Source organism: Leptothoe sp. LEGE 181152 (genome assembly GCF_032906605.1).
In the GTDB taxonomy this organism is placed as follows: Bacteria; Cyanobacteriota; Cyanobacteriia; order Phormidesmidales; family Phormidesmidaceae; genus Leptothoe; species Leptothoe turfae.
In genome coordinates, this window is record NZ_JASATU010000068.1 from 189,095 (window position 1) to 208,886 (window position 19,792).

The 19,792-nt window shown below is 48.2% G+C and carries 13 protein-coding genes; 8 read left to right on the plus strand and 5 right to left on the minus strand.

Annotation, left to right across the window (positions count from 1 at the left end; all coding sequences use genetic code 11):
* Positions 1 to 23: 23 nt before the first annotated feature.
* The 4 genes from QGP82_RS34505 to QGP82_RS34520 all read right to left on the minus strand — a co-directional run bounded on the left by QGP82_RS34505 (position 24) and on the right by QGP82_RS34520 (position 5,426).
* The gene (locus QGP82_RS34505) at positions 24 to 821 is read right to left on the minus strand and encodes a DUF928 domain-containing protein (RefSeq protein WP_499062309.1); all 798 of its coding nucleotides are present in this window, start codon (positions 819 to 821) and stop codon (positions 24 to 26) included.
* A gap of 30 nt (positions 822 to 851) precedes the next feature.
* The gene (locus QGP82_RS34510; RefSeq protein ID WP_499062310.1) at positions 852 to 3,230 is read right to left on the minus strand and encodes a CHASE2 domain-containing protein; all 2,379 of its coding nucleotides are present in this window, start codon (positions 3,228 to 3,230) and stop codon (positions 852 to 854) included.
* Between the two features lie 298 nt (positions 3,231 to 3,528).
* Entirely contained in the window at positions 3,529 to 4,467 is a 939-nt protein-coding gene (locus tag QGP82_RS34515) for a DUF1822 family protein (RefSeq protein ID WP_499062311.1), read from the minus strand.
* A 65-nt stretch (positions 4,468 to 4,532) separates the two neighbouring features.
* The gene (locus tag QGP82_RS34520; RefSeq protein WP_499062312.1) at positions 4,533 to 5,426 is read right to left on the minus strand and encodes a hypothetical protein; all 894 of its coding nucleotides are present in this window, start codon (positions 5,424 to 5,426) and stop codon (positions 4,533 to 4,535) included.
* A 349-nt stretch (positions 5,427 to 5,775) separates the two neighbouring features.
* On the opposite strand from QGP82_RS34520, the gene QGP82_RS34525 reads away from it, so the two are divergent.
* Complete coding sequence (locus tag QGP82_RS34525; protein WP_499062313.1) at positions 5,776 to 7,311, plus strand: calcium-binding protein; 1,536 nt, start codon at positions 5,776 to 5,778, stop codon at positions 7,309 to 7,311.
* 680 nt (positions 7,312 to 7,991) lie between these two features.
* Here the strand turns inward: QGP82_RS34525 and QGP82_RS34530 are convergent.
* Entirely contained in the window at positions 7,992 to 9,584 is a 1,593-nt protein-coding gene (locus QGP82_RS34530) for a helix-turn-helix domain-containing protein (RefSeq protein ID WP_499062314.1), read from the minus strand.
* A gap of 872 nt (positions 9,585 to 10,456) precedes the next feature.
* Here QGP82_RS34530 and QGP82_RS34535 point away from each other — a divergent pair.
* The 7 genes from QGP82_RS34535 (at position 10,457) to QGP82_RS34565 (ending at position 19,747) form a co-directional block, all read left to right on the plus strand.
* Positions 10,457 to 10,975, plus strand: a complete 519-nt coding sequence (locus tag QGP82_RS34535; RefSeq protein ID WP_163663087.1) for a hypothetical protein — start codon at positions 10,457 to 10,459, stop codon at positions 10,973 to 10,975.
* A gap of 323 nt (positions 10,976 to 11,298) precedes the next feature.
* Positions 11,299 to 12,300, plus strand: a complete 1,002-nt coding sequence (gene arsS / locus QGP82_RS34540; RefSeq protein WP_163663090.1) for an arsenosugar biosynthesis radical SAM (seleno)protein ArsS — start codon at positions 11,299 to 11,301, stop codon at positions 12,298 to 12,300.
* 93 nt (positions 12,301 to 12,393) lie between these two features.
* Complete coding sequence (locus QGP82_RS34545) at positions 12,394 to 13,167, plus strand: TVP38/TMEM64 family protein (protein ID WP_163663093.1); 774 nt, start codon at positions 12,394 to 12,396, stop codon at positions 13,165 to 13,167.
* Positions 13,168 to 13,330: 163 nt separating this feature from the next.
* Entirely contained in the window at positions 13,331 to 13,999 is a 669-nt protein-coding gene (locus QGP82_RS34550; protein ID WP_006514881.1) for a TVP38/TMEM64 family protein, read from the plus strand.
* A 146-nt stretch (positions 14,000 to 14,145) separates the two neighbouring features.
* Complete coding sequence (locus QGP82_RS34555; RefSeq protein ID WP_163663096.1) at positions 14,146 to 15,795, plus strand: mechanosensitive ion channel domain-containing protein; 1,650 nt, start codon at positions 14,146 to 14,148, stop codon at positions 15,793 to 15,795.
* 792 nt (positions 15,796 to 16,587) lie between these two features.
* On the plus strand, positions 16,588 to 18,396 hold the full coding sequence (locus tag QGP82_RS34560; RefSeq protein ID WP_499062315.1) for a calcium-binding protein: 1,809 nt from the start codon (positions 16,588 to 16,590) through the stop codon (positions 18,394 to 18,396).
* A gap of 502 nt (positions 18,397 to 18,898) precedes the next feature.
* Complete coding sequence (locus QGP82_RS34565; RefSeq protein ID WP_250564955.1) at positions 18,899 to 19,747, plus strand: XDD3 family exosortase-dependent surface protein; 849 nt, start codon at positions 18,899 to 18,901, stop codon at positions 19,745 to 19,747.
* The last annotated feature ends 45 nt before the right edge of the window (positions 19,748 to 19,792 follow it).

The following is a 19,792-nucleotide window of genomic DNA, read 5'->3' on the forward strand; positions in this document are numbered from 1 at the left end:
GAGAGAAAGCAGCGGGTCTTTCTCTACAGAGATGTGGATAAGTCTAGTTCTGCATCCGTATGGGGGCAATCGGCAGCTAAACAACAATCGATCGGAGCCGCCTCCATCAGATGATCGAGCTGCACCATAGGATGGGTTAATAAACTCTGCCACTGAGCCGTCCAGGTGTCTGTTTCAGGAAATGTCAAACGCCAGGTGAGTAGAGCATCAACCGTGTCATACCAGAGACCATTGGCCGCCAACAGTGATGGCTTTTCGTTATTTGATGTAGCAGCTAGGGCTGTTTGTAGTTCGTCACCAGGGGCACGACGCACAATCATACCATCCGAGGTTCTCGTCCCCCGCTGTGGAACTTGCACCGTACTAAACTGCTCACATTCCAGGCTCACCTGCCAGCGATAGGGACGATTGACTTCCAGAGCTGGTGCCGTATCTGGCAGCGTGTAGAGACTAATTCCTGGCCCTGCAATCTGTTCAAATGTGGCCTGATGAAGAATCTCACCAGAACTCTCGTCTTTAAGTTCAAACGTTAAATGGGTGGCGGGGGCATTTACGTAAATGCCAAAGGTGGGACGCGCCGCTAACGTTTCTCCCCAGTTAGTCTGGGTGGGTTGTACCGCAGTCAGATCCCCACAGAGTCCAGCCCGGCTCAAGGCATTACGCGTGTGTGACGGTGCACCACGGTTGGGAGGATTATAATTAACAGCGGTAAGCTCAGGCTGAAGCACAGACTGACCCATGGCTGGAGTAAACAGACTCAGTGCCGCCACAGGCGCAGCAAACAAACTGATTAAACGAGTTGAATACTGTTGTTTGGCCATGGGTAGATTCTCTCTCTGTATACGTTTTAACTACGATGGTTTGGGTGCTTTTCCGGAGTTGTTTAAAGTATCGTTGTTATGGCTTGCTGTTTTGGACCCATGGGCTAGGGCGATCGCACCCACATTTGTCCCCACTAACCCTAGGGCCGCTGGCACTAACGGCACCCACAGCCCCATGGCAAACAGGCCCCAGCTCGTGCCATAGAGCACAATTACGGCCCCGCCCAGACTGAGTAACCAAACTGGCCAGACTCGCGGTTTAACGGTTAGCCCTATGCCTGCAAGCGTCCACACCGTGATCCACAGTCCGTCACTCCATGCGGGCAACGTTTGCAACACCGACAAGTCATCTAGTGCTGCCGCTGTCACATAGTTAAAGATCTGGGCATGAATATCGATGCCGGGTAGAGTTTCTTGGGGCCATTTTCCTGCTCCAATCGGGGTCAGAAAATACTCCGTCGGATTGGACGTCGGCGCACTCATACCGAGTAATACAGCACGAGTCTCTAAACTTTCTAACGAAATCTCATCCGAGAGTACTTCCGTCAGGGTTATCCGCTGGGCAATATCAGAATTAGGTGAGTACTTTAACAGCGTTTGAAAACCACGACTATCAATGCCTTGATAGCCACCGCTACGATCTTCTAGGGGCGTAAAAATAGCCGCACCCAGCTGTAGCCGATCACGATCCAGATTTTCCGGCTGAATCCCCAAAGCATCTAAATAATGTAACGCTGTGAGCATGGCCAAAGACATCCGACTCGTGCAGAGGCTGGTGGTATCTGGCTGGGCAAACAGCAGCTGCCGCCTCAAAATACCATCCGGATCAGGCACCACATTCCCAAAGCCTACTCGGTTTTCCGGCATACTAGATGGGGGGCCTATGCCAGATTTATTGGCGTCACCGGCCTGGCCAAAACTACAAACAGCCACCAGATTATCCTGTTGCTGAAAATGCTGTCCTAAGGGCCCTGATTCCGGGGTTACCCGGTTACGCGCAATATCAAAACCGATAACGTGCGGTTGATACGGCAGCAACCGATCAATCACCTGCGCCAACACATCATCGGGAATGGGGTACCCATAGGTATTGACATCAGCTTCTGTAACCTCGACAACAAGCAACCGCGAGTCATCAATGGTTTGGGTCGGCTGCTGTCGCATGAACCGATCGTAGGCCAGCAGCTCTGCCCGTTGTAACCCACCTGTCCAACGCAGTAGGCCAACGGCAGCGGTGACTACGGCACTGATGGTCAACAGAGTTTTAATCGGCAAACCACCTACTTTAGGGATAGTCCTAAACCGATGGGGCTGAACAGGCGCAGCATCTGCCTTGGCCAGCTGCGACCAGCGTTTGGGCAGAGTTGGATTGATCTGAAAGATAATCGGTAACCAGCTAGCACAGGGAAACCGATCTTCCAGCCCCTGGAGTCTTTCCCTTGCCTGACGAGCCGCCAGGTAAAGGGATTCACCCGCCACAAAAGCATCTAAAAAGTATTTCAAAAATGTCTGAGCAACCCGATCAGGTACAGGTTCACGCATCAGAATCATTTGTGGCAAACCGAGGGGAGCCAGGGCTGACGCCAGACCTAACCCATCGCAAGCGTTAAAAATCGCTAGCTGTAGTCCCTGTTTAATCGCCTGGCGTAACCCATACTTCAGCTCATCTAATGTGAGACTTTCTTGAGGGTTAATATAAATCGTGCCTGCCCCCGACTCAGTGCGACCATGACCGGCAAAAAAAAGTAAGTCCCAGGGTTGTTCCCACAGCTGATCGGTAATCTGTTGTCGCTGGGGTTCCACTAAAAAAGTCACCTCCGCCCCAGGAATCGTCTCCAATAGCTGACGATCTGCGTCTACATCAATGCCACTGCTATCACCGAGAATGGCTAAAATTTTAACGATCCCCTGTGGGGTTTCACGGTCTTCGCATCGTTTAATCGTGGGCGTGCCCAGGGCCATCTCCACCTTCGGATAGCGATCCACTAAATCCCACAAGTGCCAGGGTAGATGGTGCAAATGGCCATTGGTTGTACGCATTACCATCCGCACCGTATCCGTTGGGCTCAGCTCTTCTCGCAGCGGTTGATCAATCGAGGCAAACGTGGATGATTGTAACCAGGTTTTAAACTGCTGATCCAGATGTTTAGCCTCCTGCTGACAGGCATCAACCGTATGCAGAGACCCCACATAGGTGATTTCTACTGGCTGGATGCGCGAGGGTGTATCTAGGAGACGATAGCTATCTTGCCACTTTTGCAGCTGTTGCAACAGCTGGGGATTGGCAGGCAGAGAGCCAATGGCTTCGATATCTGGCCGAGCACCTTCTTCGCCAATCTCTAGAAGCACGTGAAATCCAGTGGTGGCAATATCACCCTCAAGTTTTAGAGTTACCAGTTTTTCGGTCATGGGTCTGGGAGAGGGATGGGCAGGATTCTAGCGAAGGGAACACAGGAGAGGGGGAGTTTTGGGTTCTTAGTTCTTAGCTGTTTGGTAGGTACTCCCAATTAGCTATCAGATATCCAGGCCCCCTTCCGTTTCCAAGACGTTAAACGGTTGGTTCATATCTTATAAAGGATTGAGCTAGCCTACTTAATTTTGAGCTAATAACTATTTGGTAGATGCGATCTAAGTAAACAGCTCGAATTCAAAATTCAAAATGCTCAGCAAGCTTAGAAGAGCAAAGCTCTACAAAACTCAAGACTTTCTAAATAATAAAGGTTTCAGCAAAGCTGGCGTTTTGCAATGCGACTCTAAGGCTAAATTGTTCGCCGGGGCTGCCGGTAAATTTGAGCTGAATTGCTTCCGTGGCCCTGGCTTCGGCCTGCATCACGTCTTGGTTGTCAGCATCTAGAACACTAAGTTGTAGCTGGGGAGGCAGGTAAGTTTGTTCTTGCGTACAGTAAACCTGCACCTGAATCTCTGTTGAAGATTCGGATAAGGGCAAAATACCCAGGGCAAGGGTGACATCTTGGTCATTGAGACTAATGCGTTTGCAACGGCCAATTATGCCTTCTCCCAAACCTGTTGTTTGGTTTCTGAAGGCTAGGCTGGCTGGGTTAACAAAGCTGTCTAATGCTTGCCAACTGTCATCGGCCAGGTTTTGTAACCACTGGCTGAGCTGGGTAATTTGTTCGCTGGCCTGTTGGGTCGCTTGCTGCATCCTCTGTTGAGCCATAGACGGTGTGAGCAACTGCGAGAGATCTTCCATGGGCTGCAGCTGCGCTAGGGGAACTGGCTCAGTGGCTTCGCTAACAAATCCAAGCAGGGTGGCCAAGCGTAAATTGTTGTCGAGTTGTACAGCGACATAGCCAATGCGATCGCAACTGACCTCAGGGGCAATGGTCAATTCAGTTTCACCCGGTAGCACCGGGCAACATTCCAGCTGCCCTTGGTCGGCCACCGCTAACCCCGCTGTTCCCAATAACATTTGCTGCACCGGGTTAAGACCATCGCTAGCGTCTAGATCGGGCTCGAACCCCAGACATTCCAAGTAAAAACGAGTGGCATAAATAGCCAGCGTATTGAGATAAATTTGCTTGCCTTTCTGCGGATTTGACTGATTTTTGCGGAATTGTTCGGCCTGGTGATGAGGTTCTAAGGAGAGGGGGACTGTAAAGTCCGAAGGAGGAGGGGAGGTGTTCATGGCGTGTGTCTCACAAGTGGGCAAGCGTTTAAGCGAGTTGTTGAAATAAGTCTGGTAGATTGGGCCTAAAGCAGCTCCCGGAATTGATCCGAAAACTTGTCACAGCAGCGCTGAAAGAAACTGCTAAGGGTGGGGATTTTGATATCAAACTGGGTCGAAATCTCTTCCCAGCTTTGGTCAGCGAACCGAGCTAGGGCAATGGCTTGAAAGCTAGCATCCGGTCGCTTACGAATGTGTGTGGATTTGAATACGTCATCGCGGTCGGTCGCGATATAGTCTTGGACATCCTTCGCCAGGGTGGATGTTGGTTCTGGCTGAGAGAGCCGCTCCAGGTCGTTAAGATTAGGCAATTCCTGGGTGTGGCGATCGCTAAATTGCCGTCGGCATTCGATCACCATGCGGTCTAGCCGGAAATTCACCCAGTTCATAAACTTTTGCGCCTGACCCCGCTCCGGGTCGTAGGTGTCAATTTTTTGGCACACATACACCAGGGTGCGGTTGACGGCTTCTTCATAGAGCAAGTCATAGAAAGAAGACGAAAACTTGGCCCGGTGGGGATGGGCCAGCCTACCACTGGCCCGAATAGCCTCCACTAGCTGGAGGAGGGCATGCTGCCGTAGAGGGCTAGGATTGGGCTGGCCTTGGGCTTCTAGGGCCAGACCTTTGAGTAAGGGGTCAGTTAGGGCATCTTTAGTCGCCTGGGCCCGCAATTGATAGCCCCAGTTGGGGTCAGTGTCTAGAAGGCTCTGGTCGAGGCAATCCTGTAAAGCCTGGGTGAGCTGTTGGTGAATGCGATCGCAAATTTCCTTATAGATACCGGTCAGGGGCTGACCTCGGGGGGGGCGTCCTATTTTTCGCGATCGCATCATCGTTTCAACCAAATCAGAGAATGCGCGTTCAGCCTCCCCTGGTGCTTGCCCCTGGAGAACCAAGATAAGTTGCTTAAAATGCGATTCCATAGACGATCTTGGTGAAATGTAATTCGAGGGTTCATGTAACCTCCTCAAGATTATCGACTCGTTTCTCCATAACTCGTTAAATTCGATCATTTTTTATGCAAAATGCAATATTTTTCGATGATTGCCACCCTTACCCATCGAAAAATATTTTCTGAAATCCATCAAAGCCTTGCATAGCAAAGGAAATGGCGATCAAGAAAAAACTAATTTCAAAAAAACTAATTTTTTTGCATAAAACCCATTGCAACGCCACGAGTGACTACTGAACGGAAAGAAAACAGCACCAAAACAAACCTGTCAACTTCTTTCCAAAATCTTGTAAGTCTTCACCATTCAGGAGAACCCTTCCATGGCTTTAATTAACGGCACCCCTTTTAATGACAATTTAGTTGGCACAAATCTAAACGACATCATCAACGGTCTCGCAGGCAACGACAGAATTCGTGGTCTCGCAGGTAACGACATTATCTTTGGTGGCTTAGGCAATGACTGGATCGACGGTGGCCTAGGCCTTGACCGTATGGACGGCGGTGCTGGCATTGACACCCTAGATGTGCGCTTCTGGAACGGAGCCTATGTATTCAATATGAACACAGGGGTGACCAACTACGCTGGAGAAACCGCCACCAACTTTGAAAATGTCTACACAGGGGCAGGCAACGACACCATCACCGGTACTGCTGGCAACAACGTCATCAGCACTGGCGCAGGTAACGACCGTGTATTTGCAGGCGCAGGCAATGACACGATCTACGGCGGCCCTGGCAACGATGTGCTCCGGGGTGGGCACGGCAATGACCGCATCTTCGGACAAGCGGGTAATGACTGGATTGACGGTGGTTTTGGTGTTGACCGCATGGACGGCGGTGCTGGCATTGACAGCTTAGATGTGCGCTTCTGGAACGGGGCCTATGTGCTTAACATGAACACAGGGGTGACCAACTACGCTGGAGAAACCGCCACCAACTTCGAGAATGTTTTCACAGGGGCAGGTAACGACACCATCACCGGTACTGCTGGCAACAACGTCATCAGCACTGGCGCAGGCAACGACCGTGTATTTGCAGGTGCAGGCAATGACACGATCTACGGTGGCCCTGGCAACGATGTGCTCCGAGGTGAAAATGGCAATGACCGCATCTTTGGCCAAGCTGGTAACGACTGGATTGACGGTGGCCTAGGCCTTGACCGCATGGATGGCGGCGCTGGCATTGACACCCTGGATGTGCGCTTCTGGAATGGGGCCTATAACCTCAACATGATTACAGGGGTGACGAACTATGCCGGTGAGACTGCCACTAACTTTGAGCGGGTCTATACAGGGGCAGGTAACGACATTATCACCGGTACTGCTGGAGCTAACTTCATCCACACAGGAGCCGGCAACGATAGCGTCTTTGCGGGCGCAGGCAACGATACTGTGGTTGGTGGCCTTGGCAATGATGTGCTACGCGGCGAAGCTGGCAACGACTCCCTGTTGGGTGATCGTGGTAACGACATCCTAGTCGGTGGTCTTGGCAATGACCGCTTGAATGGCACAAGTCTTGCTGCCGAAGGTACTGGTGAACGCGATATCCTGTTTAGCGGCAGCACCAATGACACTGACGTCTTTGTTCTAGGTCAAAATGGTCGCGTCTTCTATAACGACCAGGGCAATACTGACCATGCCGTTCTGCGTGACTTTGATGCCTACAACTTTGTTGGAGATATTGCTGACAGAATTCAGCTAGTTGGTAGTGCAGCCTCTTACTCCCTATCTAACGTCTCAGTGAATGGCGTAGCCGGTGCTGGAATTAGCTTTGGTGGCGACCTAATTGGCATTGTCCAAGGTGTCAATGCCGCTAGTCTCAACCTAGCTAACACTAACCAATTCACCTATGTCTAAGTTCTCCTTGACTGGTGTGTGACGAGTTCAACCCATAAGCGTTGACTGTAACAGCCGATCGGTAGCTCCGATCGGCTTTTTTTGTGTCAAGCTAGGCATCTCTCTAGGCGATTTCTCGGTGCTGTGTGCGGCTGGCTACAGATTTTCTCACGCTTCAGTCGTATAAGAACCCATAGAAGGTGAATCAGTAAAGAGCATATTTCTAAAGCTAGGACTAAAGCTAGGAAGTTGGGGCTAAAACACTCAATACAGGGAGTCAAAAAGAATGAACTACATCATAAATGAAAGCCAAAAAAGGAAAATCATTGATGCACTTAGGTTTGCAGCTGACATAGGCAATGCCCGAGCGGCACAAGAGTGGAATAAATTGGCCGACTACCTAGAAGTTTTAGAGCCCGAAAAACCCCAAACCAATCAATTACTATCTGTTTCATCCCCCCCTAACCCGCCAGTCCCTACACCCCAGTAAGTGACTGGCGCTTGGCAATTGTCTGTAGCCAGTTTCTACCAGGTGCGATCGCATCTTAGAAACCACTTAGTTTCCATAACGCCCCTGACCCTCTCGCTTTGGTTTATCAGGGGCTTTTTCATGTGATTTAAAATTGCGCTCTGCTCCACAGCCATACTTGTGTTGAACTCACTTTACCCATGTTAGTGCGATTGTGAGCCTGAGAATCTCCCTAGAAACCCAGGGCTTGTTGCAAACGGACGTGGTCTACAGAACTAATGTTAAATCGCCCTTTTTCGACATCGCGCACCCAACTCTGACTCTTGCCAAGGCGCTCGGCCAGAGCACGCTGAGAAAAGTTTTGGCGTTGGCGGGCTGCTTTGATGGCATGACCGGAAAGCGTCCCTAACGGGTCTGATTGAGACTTCCTGCGACGACGTTTAGGGGCACGGCGATGTACTGTTTGTTGCCAGTCTTCTGATAGCTCAAACCCTGCAAGTCGTGCATTGATCAGCCGCTGCCACTTATCTCGGGGAGCCGTGTCCGTTAAGCTCCGGATCTGGTTAGCATCATTCACCCAAAACTCAAGAGCATCGTCAACATCATCAGGAATGTCAACCGCTTTGGCCCATAACGGCTGAATATCAAAAGAATAAGTCTCTGGATCAAACAGGGGGGTGAGCCCATAATAGTAAATGGCTTCCAGATCGCTTTCAAAGGTTTTAAGCAGACGCTTATGGGCACCCCGTACAGTGGTTGCTGCCACTAATCGATCTGTGCCATAGGCAATGCGCAGCAGGGTGCGAACGGTCAGCCGATGATCACTCCCCAGCCGCAACTTAAACAATAGCCATAGAAGCAAACGGACGGCTCCTTCATGCTGTTGCCAATTACTGAGGACTTCTGTAAGCAAAGATTTGGGTAAGTTGCCGTACTGGTAAAAAGCCGTTTGGTTACGATAGTCTCGCTTATTGAGAAAGTGTTTAGCCCAAATACCGGCTCGCACAGTAAAACTCAGACCAATCAGATGGCGATCTCCCTGGGCATCTGCTTCAAAATAATATTCGGTGTCAAGCAGATGCCATATGGGGTGTTCATCCAGGGAGAAGGCATGGACTTTGCCCTGGCGAGGCCAGTCGACTGCGACGAGCAGTTGACAAGCTTGATACACCAACTGTTTGATTAGAGTAAGCTTATCCAATTTGGTCAGATCTTTACGCTTATCAAGCCCCAAATATTGCTCAATGTGTTGGTTGTTCAATACGAAGGAAGTTTCCCAGGGACAATCAACCGTGACCGCATAGGCAGCAAAAATTAAATGGAGACAGGTGGCACGAATATCGAATTGAGTGATGGCAGCTGTTGCCTCATACTCAGACATGGGAACAGGAGAATGACTTTCGGGGTTTATGGTCAGTCGAAATCGCATTTCTCCTCGATCGCGGTGCACTGGACGGCGATAGCAGAGTTGGCCATCCGCATCAGTTTGCCACGACAGATGCTGGCGCTGCGCTAAAATGTTGCAGGCCTCCCAAATCACCATGGAAGAAGCAAACGGTGTGGTTTTGCCATTGAGAAAGATGTCAGGAATTGCTGGTGGCAATAAGCTACTTTTGTAGCGCCCTTTTTTGGGGCGCAGTGGAGCCAGTGCATCAACGTCACAGGCTTCTACACAGCGTGGAATGTCTACATCTGGGCAACCATCGCAGCGGGTGGGATCAATCCAATAGCTTTCGCCGTCATCTGTAGACTTAATTGCTCCATGGGGGCACTGCGGCTGGCAAATATTACACGCAATACAATTGTCTTTGACAGTGTAGACCATAAACAAAATGCATCCACTGATCAACCCATTAGATTGGTGGCGTCCTATAGATTTTGATCTTTATTACTGAGGCTTGAGTGCAACAATCCTTGTCAACAAAACCTTATGGGTAGAGGGCTCAAAAAATAGGAAGTTGTTACGAGGCGCGGCTCTATTGTTTCTCACTCACATCACTAGATATAACAGCTTAACTGATACCTTGGTTTCTATGTGACCTGGATGCGATTTAACAATTTTTTTAGCAACTATTGAGAAGATGTTTAGGGCGGACCTTTGCCGCTAAAAAAATGTTACTTAAATCACTGTTTCTAGACAAGAATAACCCATAAAAATCATGGATACTACGCCCATGGTTCGATGAAACGAACTATCAGATTTGAGTCTTCAAAATACATTCTTCTGTAAGGCCTAACTTTGACTGACACTGCTCTTAAGGGAAGTCTTCTGGGATTTAGGATATGGACTTTGGCTGGAAATATTCCAGGGGTTTCCTGCATAAATTAATCGGTTATATTGTTCTTTTTATAGGTATAGATATTCTTATATGCCAACCCCCAGTCAGTTCGTTATACCTGAGCGTTAATGAAAATTTATTTTCTTGACACCCTATCCGACGTAGAACAACGGCGATGACTCCCCTAGCTGGCGAATGACAACTCAGTAATCGATGGAGACTTGAGTGAAAGATGGAACCTAGCAAAAAGAGAAGCGTTGCAACAGAGCTAGGTGATCCAGAATCGTTGTTCTTGCTCTCGGAGTCAGAGAAGATGAGTGAGACGGATGCTGGCGCAGGATGATATAGAAATTGAATGATGTAGTATGGCTAGGCAGTGCGATAGCTGCGATTATTGGGGCTGTTGTCGAGGTATGCCATGAAAGTATCCATAGAACATCTCTATCACTTCAGTTGCGATCGCTGCCAGAAATGGTGGGCTATTGGCGATTTCCCTTGGGGTAGTCAGGCTATGCTGTGGTGCCCGTGGTGTGGACATGAGAACAGGCTGCCAGAGAAGCCGTTAACAGGAGATGATTTCATTGATAATCAGAAGGTGCTGAACCCGTCCCCTGGTCAAATCTATCGCCACTACAAACATAATCCAGCAGCGGGCAAGTGGCATGAATATGAGGTGGTTGTCATCGTTGAAGCTGGGCAAGGGTTTCATGCTTCACCCGCTTACTTCACAGCGATTCATACAGAGTCAGGGAGCTATCATGACATTCTTCCCGCAACAGAAAACTCTACTACAAAGCATACTGGTAATAAGCACTGGGCATTTCCTGAATTAAGTGAGCCACATGTTTGCTACAAAAGCACCCAAGACAATAGCGATAAGTACTGGTTGCGCCCCCTCTCAATGTTTACGGATAAGCGCTTTACACTGGTTTCCTGATATGAGCTTCCATCTCACTAGTGATGCCTTGATCTTTTCTACTATCAAAAAATTTTTGCTTCAGTTAGCAGTTTTTTGATAGCTGTCTATATTAGCTAGTGGCCTGGCCTTGGCATGCTTAAAACTTGGATTAATAAATCCGAATATAAGCCCCCATGATCAATCCATCTATCCCTATTAAAGTCATTGACTGAGCGAGATTGTAGGGCATTAAGCAATTTAGTGTTTTGTTTTCAGGGAAAATTCAGCAAGGTATCGTTCAATGACAGTCGTGGAAGTCAAGCTTCCTGGCTGCAAGCCGTCAACTACCCGTTTATTTAGATATGGTCCAGTCAATTCCTGCTCCACAGACATTGCCCAGTTTCGAGGCTGCTCTAGGTCAACCATTGACCAAAACGCCCATCAGCGTTTTACAAATCAATTTAGGCCGCAAGTGCAACCTCAGCTGTAGTCACTGCCATGTGGAGGCTGGCCCCCATCGCACTGAGGAATTATCCCCTGACGTGTGCAATCAGCTAGTGGAAATGATTCATCAGTTTCCACAAATCCAGACCGTAGATTTAACCGGTGGTGCGCCGGAGATGAACTATGGGTTCCGTCCCATCGTGGAAGCTGCCCGTGCCCAAGGGAAAGAAGTGATTGTCCGTTCAAACCTGACAATCTTTTTTGAACCTGGCTACGAAGATCTACCTGATTATTTTGCCAAAAACCAATTGCGAGTAGTGGCGTCACTGCCCTGCTATCTAGAAGATAATGTGGACAAAATGCGGGGACAGGGCGTCTACCATGACTCGATTCAGGCACTACAGCTATTGAATCAACAGGGATATGGCAACGATCCAAATCTGGTGATTGATTTAGTCTACAATCCGCCCGTGCCCACCTCTGAAAACTTTTCCCTAACGCCGGGACAGACCGGATTAGAAAAGGATTATAAGGCTTACCTCAGCGAACATTTTGATATTCAGTTCAATAGCTTATTCACCATCACCAATCTACCGATTGGCCGTACTAAATTTCATCTGAAACATCGTCAGCTCCATGATCCCTATCTGACGTTTTTAGCCCAGCATCATAATGCTGGCACGGTAGCCCATCTAATGTGCCGCAGTGAGCTATCGGTGGATTACTTAGGTCAGGTCTATGACTGTGATTTTCACCAAATGGAGGGGGTGCCAGCCCTGGATGCCCAAGGGCAACCCGTCACCATCAAGTCCTTGCTTGAGCGTGGCACATTAGACGTGGTCGAACAGGTGCAAACCCGTCCCTACTGTTTTGGTTGTACCGCCGGCAGTGGGTCTAGCTGTGGAGGTTCTCTAGTTTAGAGACCAAGCTCTCTGGAAAGTCTGGGCCTAGACTTTCCAGAGGGGATAGGGAACACCGTCTTTTCAAGATAAACTTACACAGGAGTATTTCTAATGACAGGCTCAAAAAACATGCTTGGCCCTTTGCCAAGTAATCAGTCGAAACTGGCTAAAGTACTGACTAAATTTATGTCATTTGCTTTTATCGGGATGGTGTTGCTGGCAGCGGCTCCAGCTATGGCTCAGGACGCCAGCGGTGGTATCCAGGGCACGCTTCAAAACGCTCTCAACTGGGTTGAAGGCTTGGGACCGGTGGCCCCCATTGTCTTTATCCTTATGTATATCGTTATCACCGTATCGTTCTTACCTGCATCGGTGGTGACTTTGGGCGCAGGGGCCGTATTTGGCATTGTCAAAGGCACCATTCTTGTGTTTATCGGTGCAATGCTGGGCGCTACGGCAGCATTTCTAATTGGGCGCTATCTGGCCCGTGACTGGGTATCCAATAAGGTATCGGGTAATCGCATCTTTAAGGCCATCTATGACGCTATTGAGAAAGAAGGCCGCAAAATCATCTTTTTGGTACGTCTTTCTCCAGCCTTTCCATTTAACTTGTTGAACTATGCTCTGGGACTGACCAATGTGTCTTTAACTGACTATGTGTTGGGCACGGTGGGCATTTTGCCAGGCACTATTTTATATGTCTACCTCGGTGGTGTCGTCGGTAGTGCTGCCACTGGACAAGAGAGAAGTCCTGCAGAATGGGCGTTTTTACTTGTGGGTTTGGTGGCCACATTTGCTGTTGTCTTTATTGTGACTAAGGTTGCTCGCAAGTCTCTACAAGAATCTCTTCCTGAGACTAATCAACCTATTGAAGCCGAGTCTTAGACGCTGAGTCTTAGACGCTGAGTCTTACGGATTACTCAGAAACACTCAGGAGCTCAGTAACATTCATCACTCTGCACCCTGAATTTCCCTCGACGCATCCTCCGCTTATTCTGGGAGGAGCGAGGGAACTTGGTATCATACTCACAATGACACTCGTATCGCCATGGTCCGAAAAAAACATATCTGGGGTCTGTTGATTGTGGCTACAGTGGCCCTTTGGGGTTGGCGATTAGTACATATCCTATTGGACCATCAGGCACTGACCGAGCTCATCGAAAACTCAGGTAATTGGAGAGTTGCTGTTTTTATTGGTGCCCATACCATAGCCGCTGCCGTGGGGATTCCTGGAACAGTGCTGGTGGTTATAGGGGGGGCCCTATTTGGCTTACTTTGGGGCACACTGTGGTCCATCCTGGGGGCAACCGCAGGCGCATTGATGGCCTTCTGGCTAGCGCGATATCTGTTCCATGGTTGGTTTGAGCGACGGTTTTGTCGACACCCTCGGTTTAAGGGGATATTTTTACGGTTAGACAAAACCATGGAACATCAGGCCTTACCCTGTGTGCTGGCGGTCAGGTTTGCCCCCATTTCCCCCTTTAACGTGGTGAACTTCCTCTTCGGTTTAACCAATATTGCAGTGACGCCCTATGCCCTGGGTACTTTGATTGGCATTATCCCTGGCACCATGGCCTATACCTGGTTAGGGGTTACAGGGGTTGATGCTCTGCGCAATGGTGACTGGTGGCCCGTTGTTATTTGTTTAAGCTTATTGGCATTGCTATCCTTAATGCCGATCTTGGCTCAGAAATATCGCCGGAGTGAACTGCGGTAGACATTGAACCAGTGCCTGGACAGCCAGGTCTCTTTAAAAGACTGTAGGATAGGCCCAGATCGATGGGATAGCGGACAGTGTTAAGTCAATTTTTTGATCAGCACGTTAGAAAACGTCAGCAGTACTGGCGACTCACGAGCAGATTTGTGATTGGCCTTCTGCTGAGTGTGGCCTTAGGCTTTACTATCTTTGCTTCGCCTGAGTCCTTTGCCCAGGGGATTAAAAACCAGGAAAGTACTGTCCAGGAAGAGGAGATTTCCACCGAGTGGATTGTGGTGGATGGTCAACGTCTATTCCAAGTGGCAGAAACTAAAGAACTGACAGAAACCCGAAGAGCCCAGGGCATCAACTGGGAACTGGCAGAGCTTATGAAATCCAGTGAACCTCTGTCGGTTAGGGTAGATATTTCTAGATATACGCCCATTATCTACAATGGTTCATCGGCGAGGACAGGCCGTCGGTTGTTATCGGTGACGGCCAATGACCTGCGGGCCATGAACCCACCTGTGAATGTTAAAGAAGATACCCTGGATCGCCAGGCTCGAATTTGGGCTGAGAATATTGAGGAAGGGTTGAAGCAAGCACGGTTGGAACGCAGTGGGGATTATTTGCTGCGGGCTACGCTCACATCCCTTGCTGTCTTGTTAGGAGCCGCAGGACTGCATTATTTCCTGGGGTATCTCTGTCGTCGTTATGTATTGCCCCTCTTTCCCATAAGTGTTGCTCAACCGCTACCGGGGACAACTGGCATTGGTCGCACTGAGTTTTCACTGGCACGCTTTAGTCTTCAACTATTACTGTTGGTGTTGCGGGTGGCTCTCTGGCTATCGGCAGTACTCTTCGTGGTCAGGCAGTTTCGATTCACCAGGGCTTGGACCCATCGTATACAGGATGGACTGGCGGAGTTTTTTATTGATCAAGCACTGCCGTTAGGAGAAACGAGCCTCTCCATTGCCGATATTCTGGCTTTGTTTGGGTGGCTGGGAATTTTAGTCCTGGTGGCTAAAATTGCAACAAATGTGTTGCGATCGCGACTTTTACAAGCTTCAGGTCTCAGCCTGGGCATGCAGGCGGCCATTGCTATCTTGATCCGTTACTTCATCTTATTTGTCGGCATCATTGCAGTATTACAGCTGTGGGGCATCGATCTCAGCTCTCTGACGTTGCTTGCCAGTGCCCTGGGTGTGGGACTTGGTTTAGGCCTGCAAAATATTGCCAAAGACATTAGCAGTGGCTTAGTGCTGGTTTTTGAGCGCCCGATCCAGGTGGGCGATTTTATTGAACTGGAGGGGAAAATGGGTCGGGTGGATCGCATTGGCCCCCGCAGTACGGATATTCGCACCCTTGATCAGGTGTCGATTATTGTGCCTAACTCACGATTTTTAGAGCAGGATGTGATCAACTGGAGTCACCGTAATCCCCTATCGCGCATTCATATTCCGGTGGGGGTTTCCTACAACAGCAACCCAGAGACCGTTAAGGCAATTTTACTGGAGGTGGGACGGCAACATTCCCAGGTGATGGCAGCCCCTGCCCCTGAAGTATTCTTGAATGACTTTGGCGAAAGTTCCTTTAATTTTGAGCTGCTGGTATGGATTCGCAAACCTCAGCTATATCCCCAGGTGAAAAGTGATTTAAACTTTGCGATCGCAACCGCTTTCCGCAAAGTTGGCATCGAAATTCCATTTCCCCAGCGAGATATCCATCTCCCCAAAGGACCGCTGCCAGTTACCCTATCCGAAGATAGTCTGAATAAACTCGACAAGCATCAGCGTTGGGATAATAACAAAACCTAGTCAGAAACAGCTTATAGAACAGTTGAAGAGCAGCCTTGCAGATTTCTGCAAGGTGACTTCTTAGATTTTGTCATTCAGGCTTATAGAAAAACCCGATGACGCCCCCTATTTCATCACCTAGTCTTTAAATGGTTCAGTTGTCATAGAACCCATAGGCTGTTGTTTTGAAATACATCTAACAAGACGTGAAACAGTTCCGCATCCATAGGAGTTCAGCCAGAGTCAGAGCTTCGCAAGACGGGTTACGTACAATTGATCAAGCACGTAAACGAAAAGGCTGGGCCAAAAATTCTAAGGTTTGGTACCACTTAGCCTTTATCAGTGAATCTACACTGAAACGATTCTGGCGTAAAAATCGTATTTGTGTAGATAGCTTTATTGGAATCTGTTCAGCTGTGGGGATCGATGATTGGGAAACGATTGTTGACTGGTCAGAGTAGGTAAACGACTGTTAATTCAACCAATTTAATATTCGAAATTGACGTCTGGGCGATACACGTTCCAGACGTTTTTACTTTGAAGATCTAGGAAGAAATTCGCTTATTTTAAAACTGGAAAGGACTCTTGCACTTTTCGTCAAGGAGCCTCTCATGATTTGTCGTTGAAGCTTATAGGAAAACCCGGTGATTGAAAGTTTTTCTCACCCTATTCTTTAGATGGTTCAGTTGAGAGCCACCCCAAAGACAAGAAGAGATATTTGATACAGTAAAAGAATTTTCTCTTTAATCTCTTCAGGTTCCCTGGGTCGTGTGAGTAAAGCATCTAATTCCATTCATTCATTTTGAGGAAAACATGGCTAATATCTACGGCACTAACTACAATGACAACGGCACTTTTAATGGTTTTCCCTTCATTTTCCGCTCCAGTCTTTATGGAACTATTTTTAATGACAACATCTATGGGTTCAATGGTAATGACACTATGTACGGCTATGCTGGAAACGATTACCTCAATGGTGGGTATGGCAACGACTACCTAGATGGCGGGTACGGCAACGATTCCATGTACGGCGGGTATGGCAATGACACCTATGTTGTTAACAGCAGCTTTGACAAAGTTGTTGAGTATTTTGGCCAGGGTATTGACACTGTAAAATCATCCGTTAGCTACACCCTTGGAAACTATGTAGAGAACTTAACACTGACGGGCAGTGCCTACCGAGGAAACGGAAACAGCTACGGCAACGTGTTGAGAGGCAACAACTACAACAATGCACTGTACGGCTATAGTGGCAACGACACTATCTATGCCTATGGAGGCCATGACTACCTGGATGGTGGCTACGGTAATGACTCTATGTATGGTGGGTACGGCAATGACACCTATGTTGTTAACAGTACCCTTGATAAAGTTGTTGAATATTTTGGCCAGGGTGTTGACACTGTAAAATCATCCGTTAGCTACACCCTTGGAAACTATGTAGAGAACCTAACATTGACGGGCAGTGCCTACCGAGGAACTGGCAACAGCTACAGCAACGTGTTGAGAGGCAACAACTACAACAATGCACTGTACGGCTATAGTGGCAACGACACTATCTATGCCTATGGAGGCCATGACTACCTGGATGGTGGGTACGGCAACGATTCCATGTACGGCGGGTACGGCAATGACACCTATGTTGTTAACAGCAGCTTTGACAAAGTTGTTGAATATTTTGGCCAGGGTATTGACACTGTTAAATCGTCCGTTAGCTACACCCTTGGAAACTATGTAGAGAACTTAACACTGACGGGCAGTGCCTACCGAGGAACTGGCAACAGCTACAGCAACGTGTTGAGAGGCAACAACTACAACAACGCACTGTACGGCTATAGTGGCAATGACACTATCTATGCCTATGGAGGCCATGACTACCTGGATGGTGGATATGGTAACGATTCCATGTACGGTGGGTACGGCAACGACACCTATGTTGTTAACAGTACCCTTGATAAAGTTGTTGAATATTTTGGCCAGGGTGTTGACACTGTTAAATCGTCCGTTAGCTACACCCTTGGAAACTATGTAGAGAACTTAACACTGACGGGCAGTGCCTACCGAGGAACTGGCAACAGCTACAGCAACGTATTAAAAGGCAACAACTACAACAATGTACTGTCTGGCCTAAATGGCCACGACTCCATGTATGGTTATAGTGGTCACGACTCCATGTATGGTGGCTACGGTAATGACTCTATGTATGGTGGGTACGGCAATGACTACATTAGTGGTGGACACGGTAACGATTCCATGTATGGCGGAGCTGGCAACGATACCATCATAGGGGGCAAAGGTAGTGACGTCCTAGTTGGTGGGGGTGGCTATGATATCCTCTACGGTGGTAAAGGTAGTAACACCGATCGTGACAAGTTTGTCATTGGAAGTGAATATAAGGGCAGCGGTTACGCTACTATTAAAGACTTCTTTGGCCATGTGAATGATCATTTTCATATTGTTGGCCATGAGTTAGATACGATTCAATTAGGCAAGAGCGATCGCTACTCATTCCATCAACAAAATGGAGATGTCATTATTAAATATCGGGGCACAAATGACTGGGCAGCGGTCGTTGAAAACGTTACATATGCTGAATTAAAAGACAACATTGTCTATGTGTAATCTTTGTCAAAACCCACATTCAATCTGATTAGTCTATTGACTTAAAAGCTCGAAGTTCAAAAACCTGGCATGAATATGCCAGGTTTTTGACTCTGCGGGATCTCATATGCTGGTATGACATTTGGCACACATTTGAGTGATGCTTCCTTGATGGTAATGATAACGGGGTATTTGACGCCAGTGATGTTCAAATCGCTAATTCACGCCGTGGCGTAAGTAATGCTGACACTACAGATACCTACGCCTTCTCCCTAGGGGTGTTTAAGGGTGTTAATGTCCGCTTGAATAGTCTATTCAATAATTGCTTTATGTGGCTTTAATTAGCCTTTTCAATTTGGTTATTTTTTTAACCATTAAGTCAGTGATTTTACGAAAGACGTGACTCTGACACCTAAGTAACAGTAAGGCCGTATGGCGGAAGGCGACACCTAGGTGACGGAGTTATACCTATAGTGTGACTTTTATCACAATACTCTTCGCTAGATACTGAAACTGCACTCCTATGAAAGGCTTAGCTTTACTGATTGGTTCGGCGTTACTCAGCCTCACCGTTCCCCATGCAGCCCATGCCAGTACATTCCACCAAGGTTGGAACTATAGTATCGATGCATTTACCGATGGCTCTGGCGGCAATCCCTATGAAATTCGAGGCCTGGCCATCAAAGAGACTCAAGACCATGTTTATGTGTCAGTGAGTGGTGGGAGCCCTCTGACTGGCAACAGTTATCATGGTGCAGCTGATGGCAACGTGGGGTGGGGAGATCTGCTCTTCAATGTCACTGGTGACGATATTAATACTGCTAACGGTTCTCTATTCGGCGTACGCTTTGCTGGCACCAATGATTCCGGTGTTGATCAAGTGGGTGTTTTTGGTAATGTAACCGCTCAATCGGTTACCCAAAGCAATGCAGGATATCAGCACTTGAAGCAATATTACCAATACGGTTGGGAACGCCAAAATACCATGGGTGACCTGACCACTAAACAACAAGCCTATGACTATATGGGTGAAACTGACGCTGTACTAACATCCATTGCAGATGGAACGTTATTGGGCAGCATTGACTTTTTATCAGACCAGGATGCAGCAGCAGCAGGGCTAAATTTTGGGCATTTTGATGCCGTTGGTAGCGATACCCACACCTTCCGATTTAACCGTTCTCTATTGCCAGGGGGAGAGTTTATTGCAACATTACTAATGGAATGTGCAAACGACGGTATTGCCCTAATGGGCAACCTAAATCCTGAGCATACTACTCAAGATGTTCCTGAGCCTTCTGCGGTTCTTAGTTTCGCTGCTGTTGGGTTCTTAGCAAGTCTTAGGCTTCGCAGGTCTGAGTCACACTCTTAAATCAAAAAGTGATACGAAGCATTCTCTACTCCCCTATAAACAATC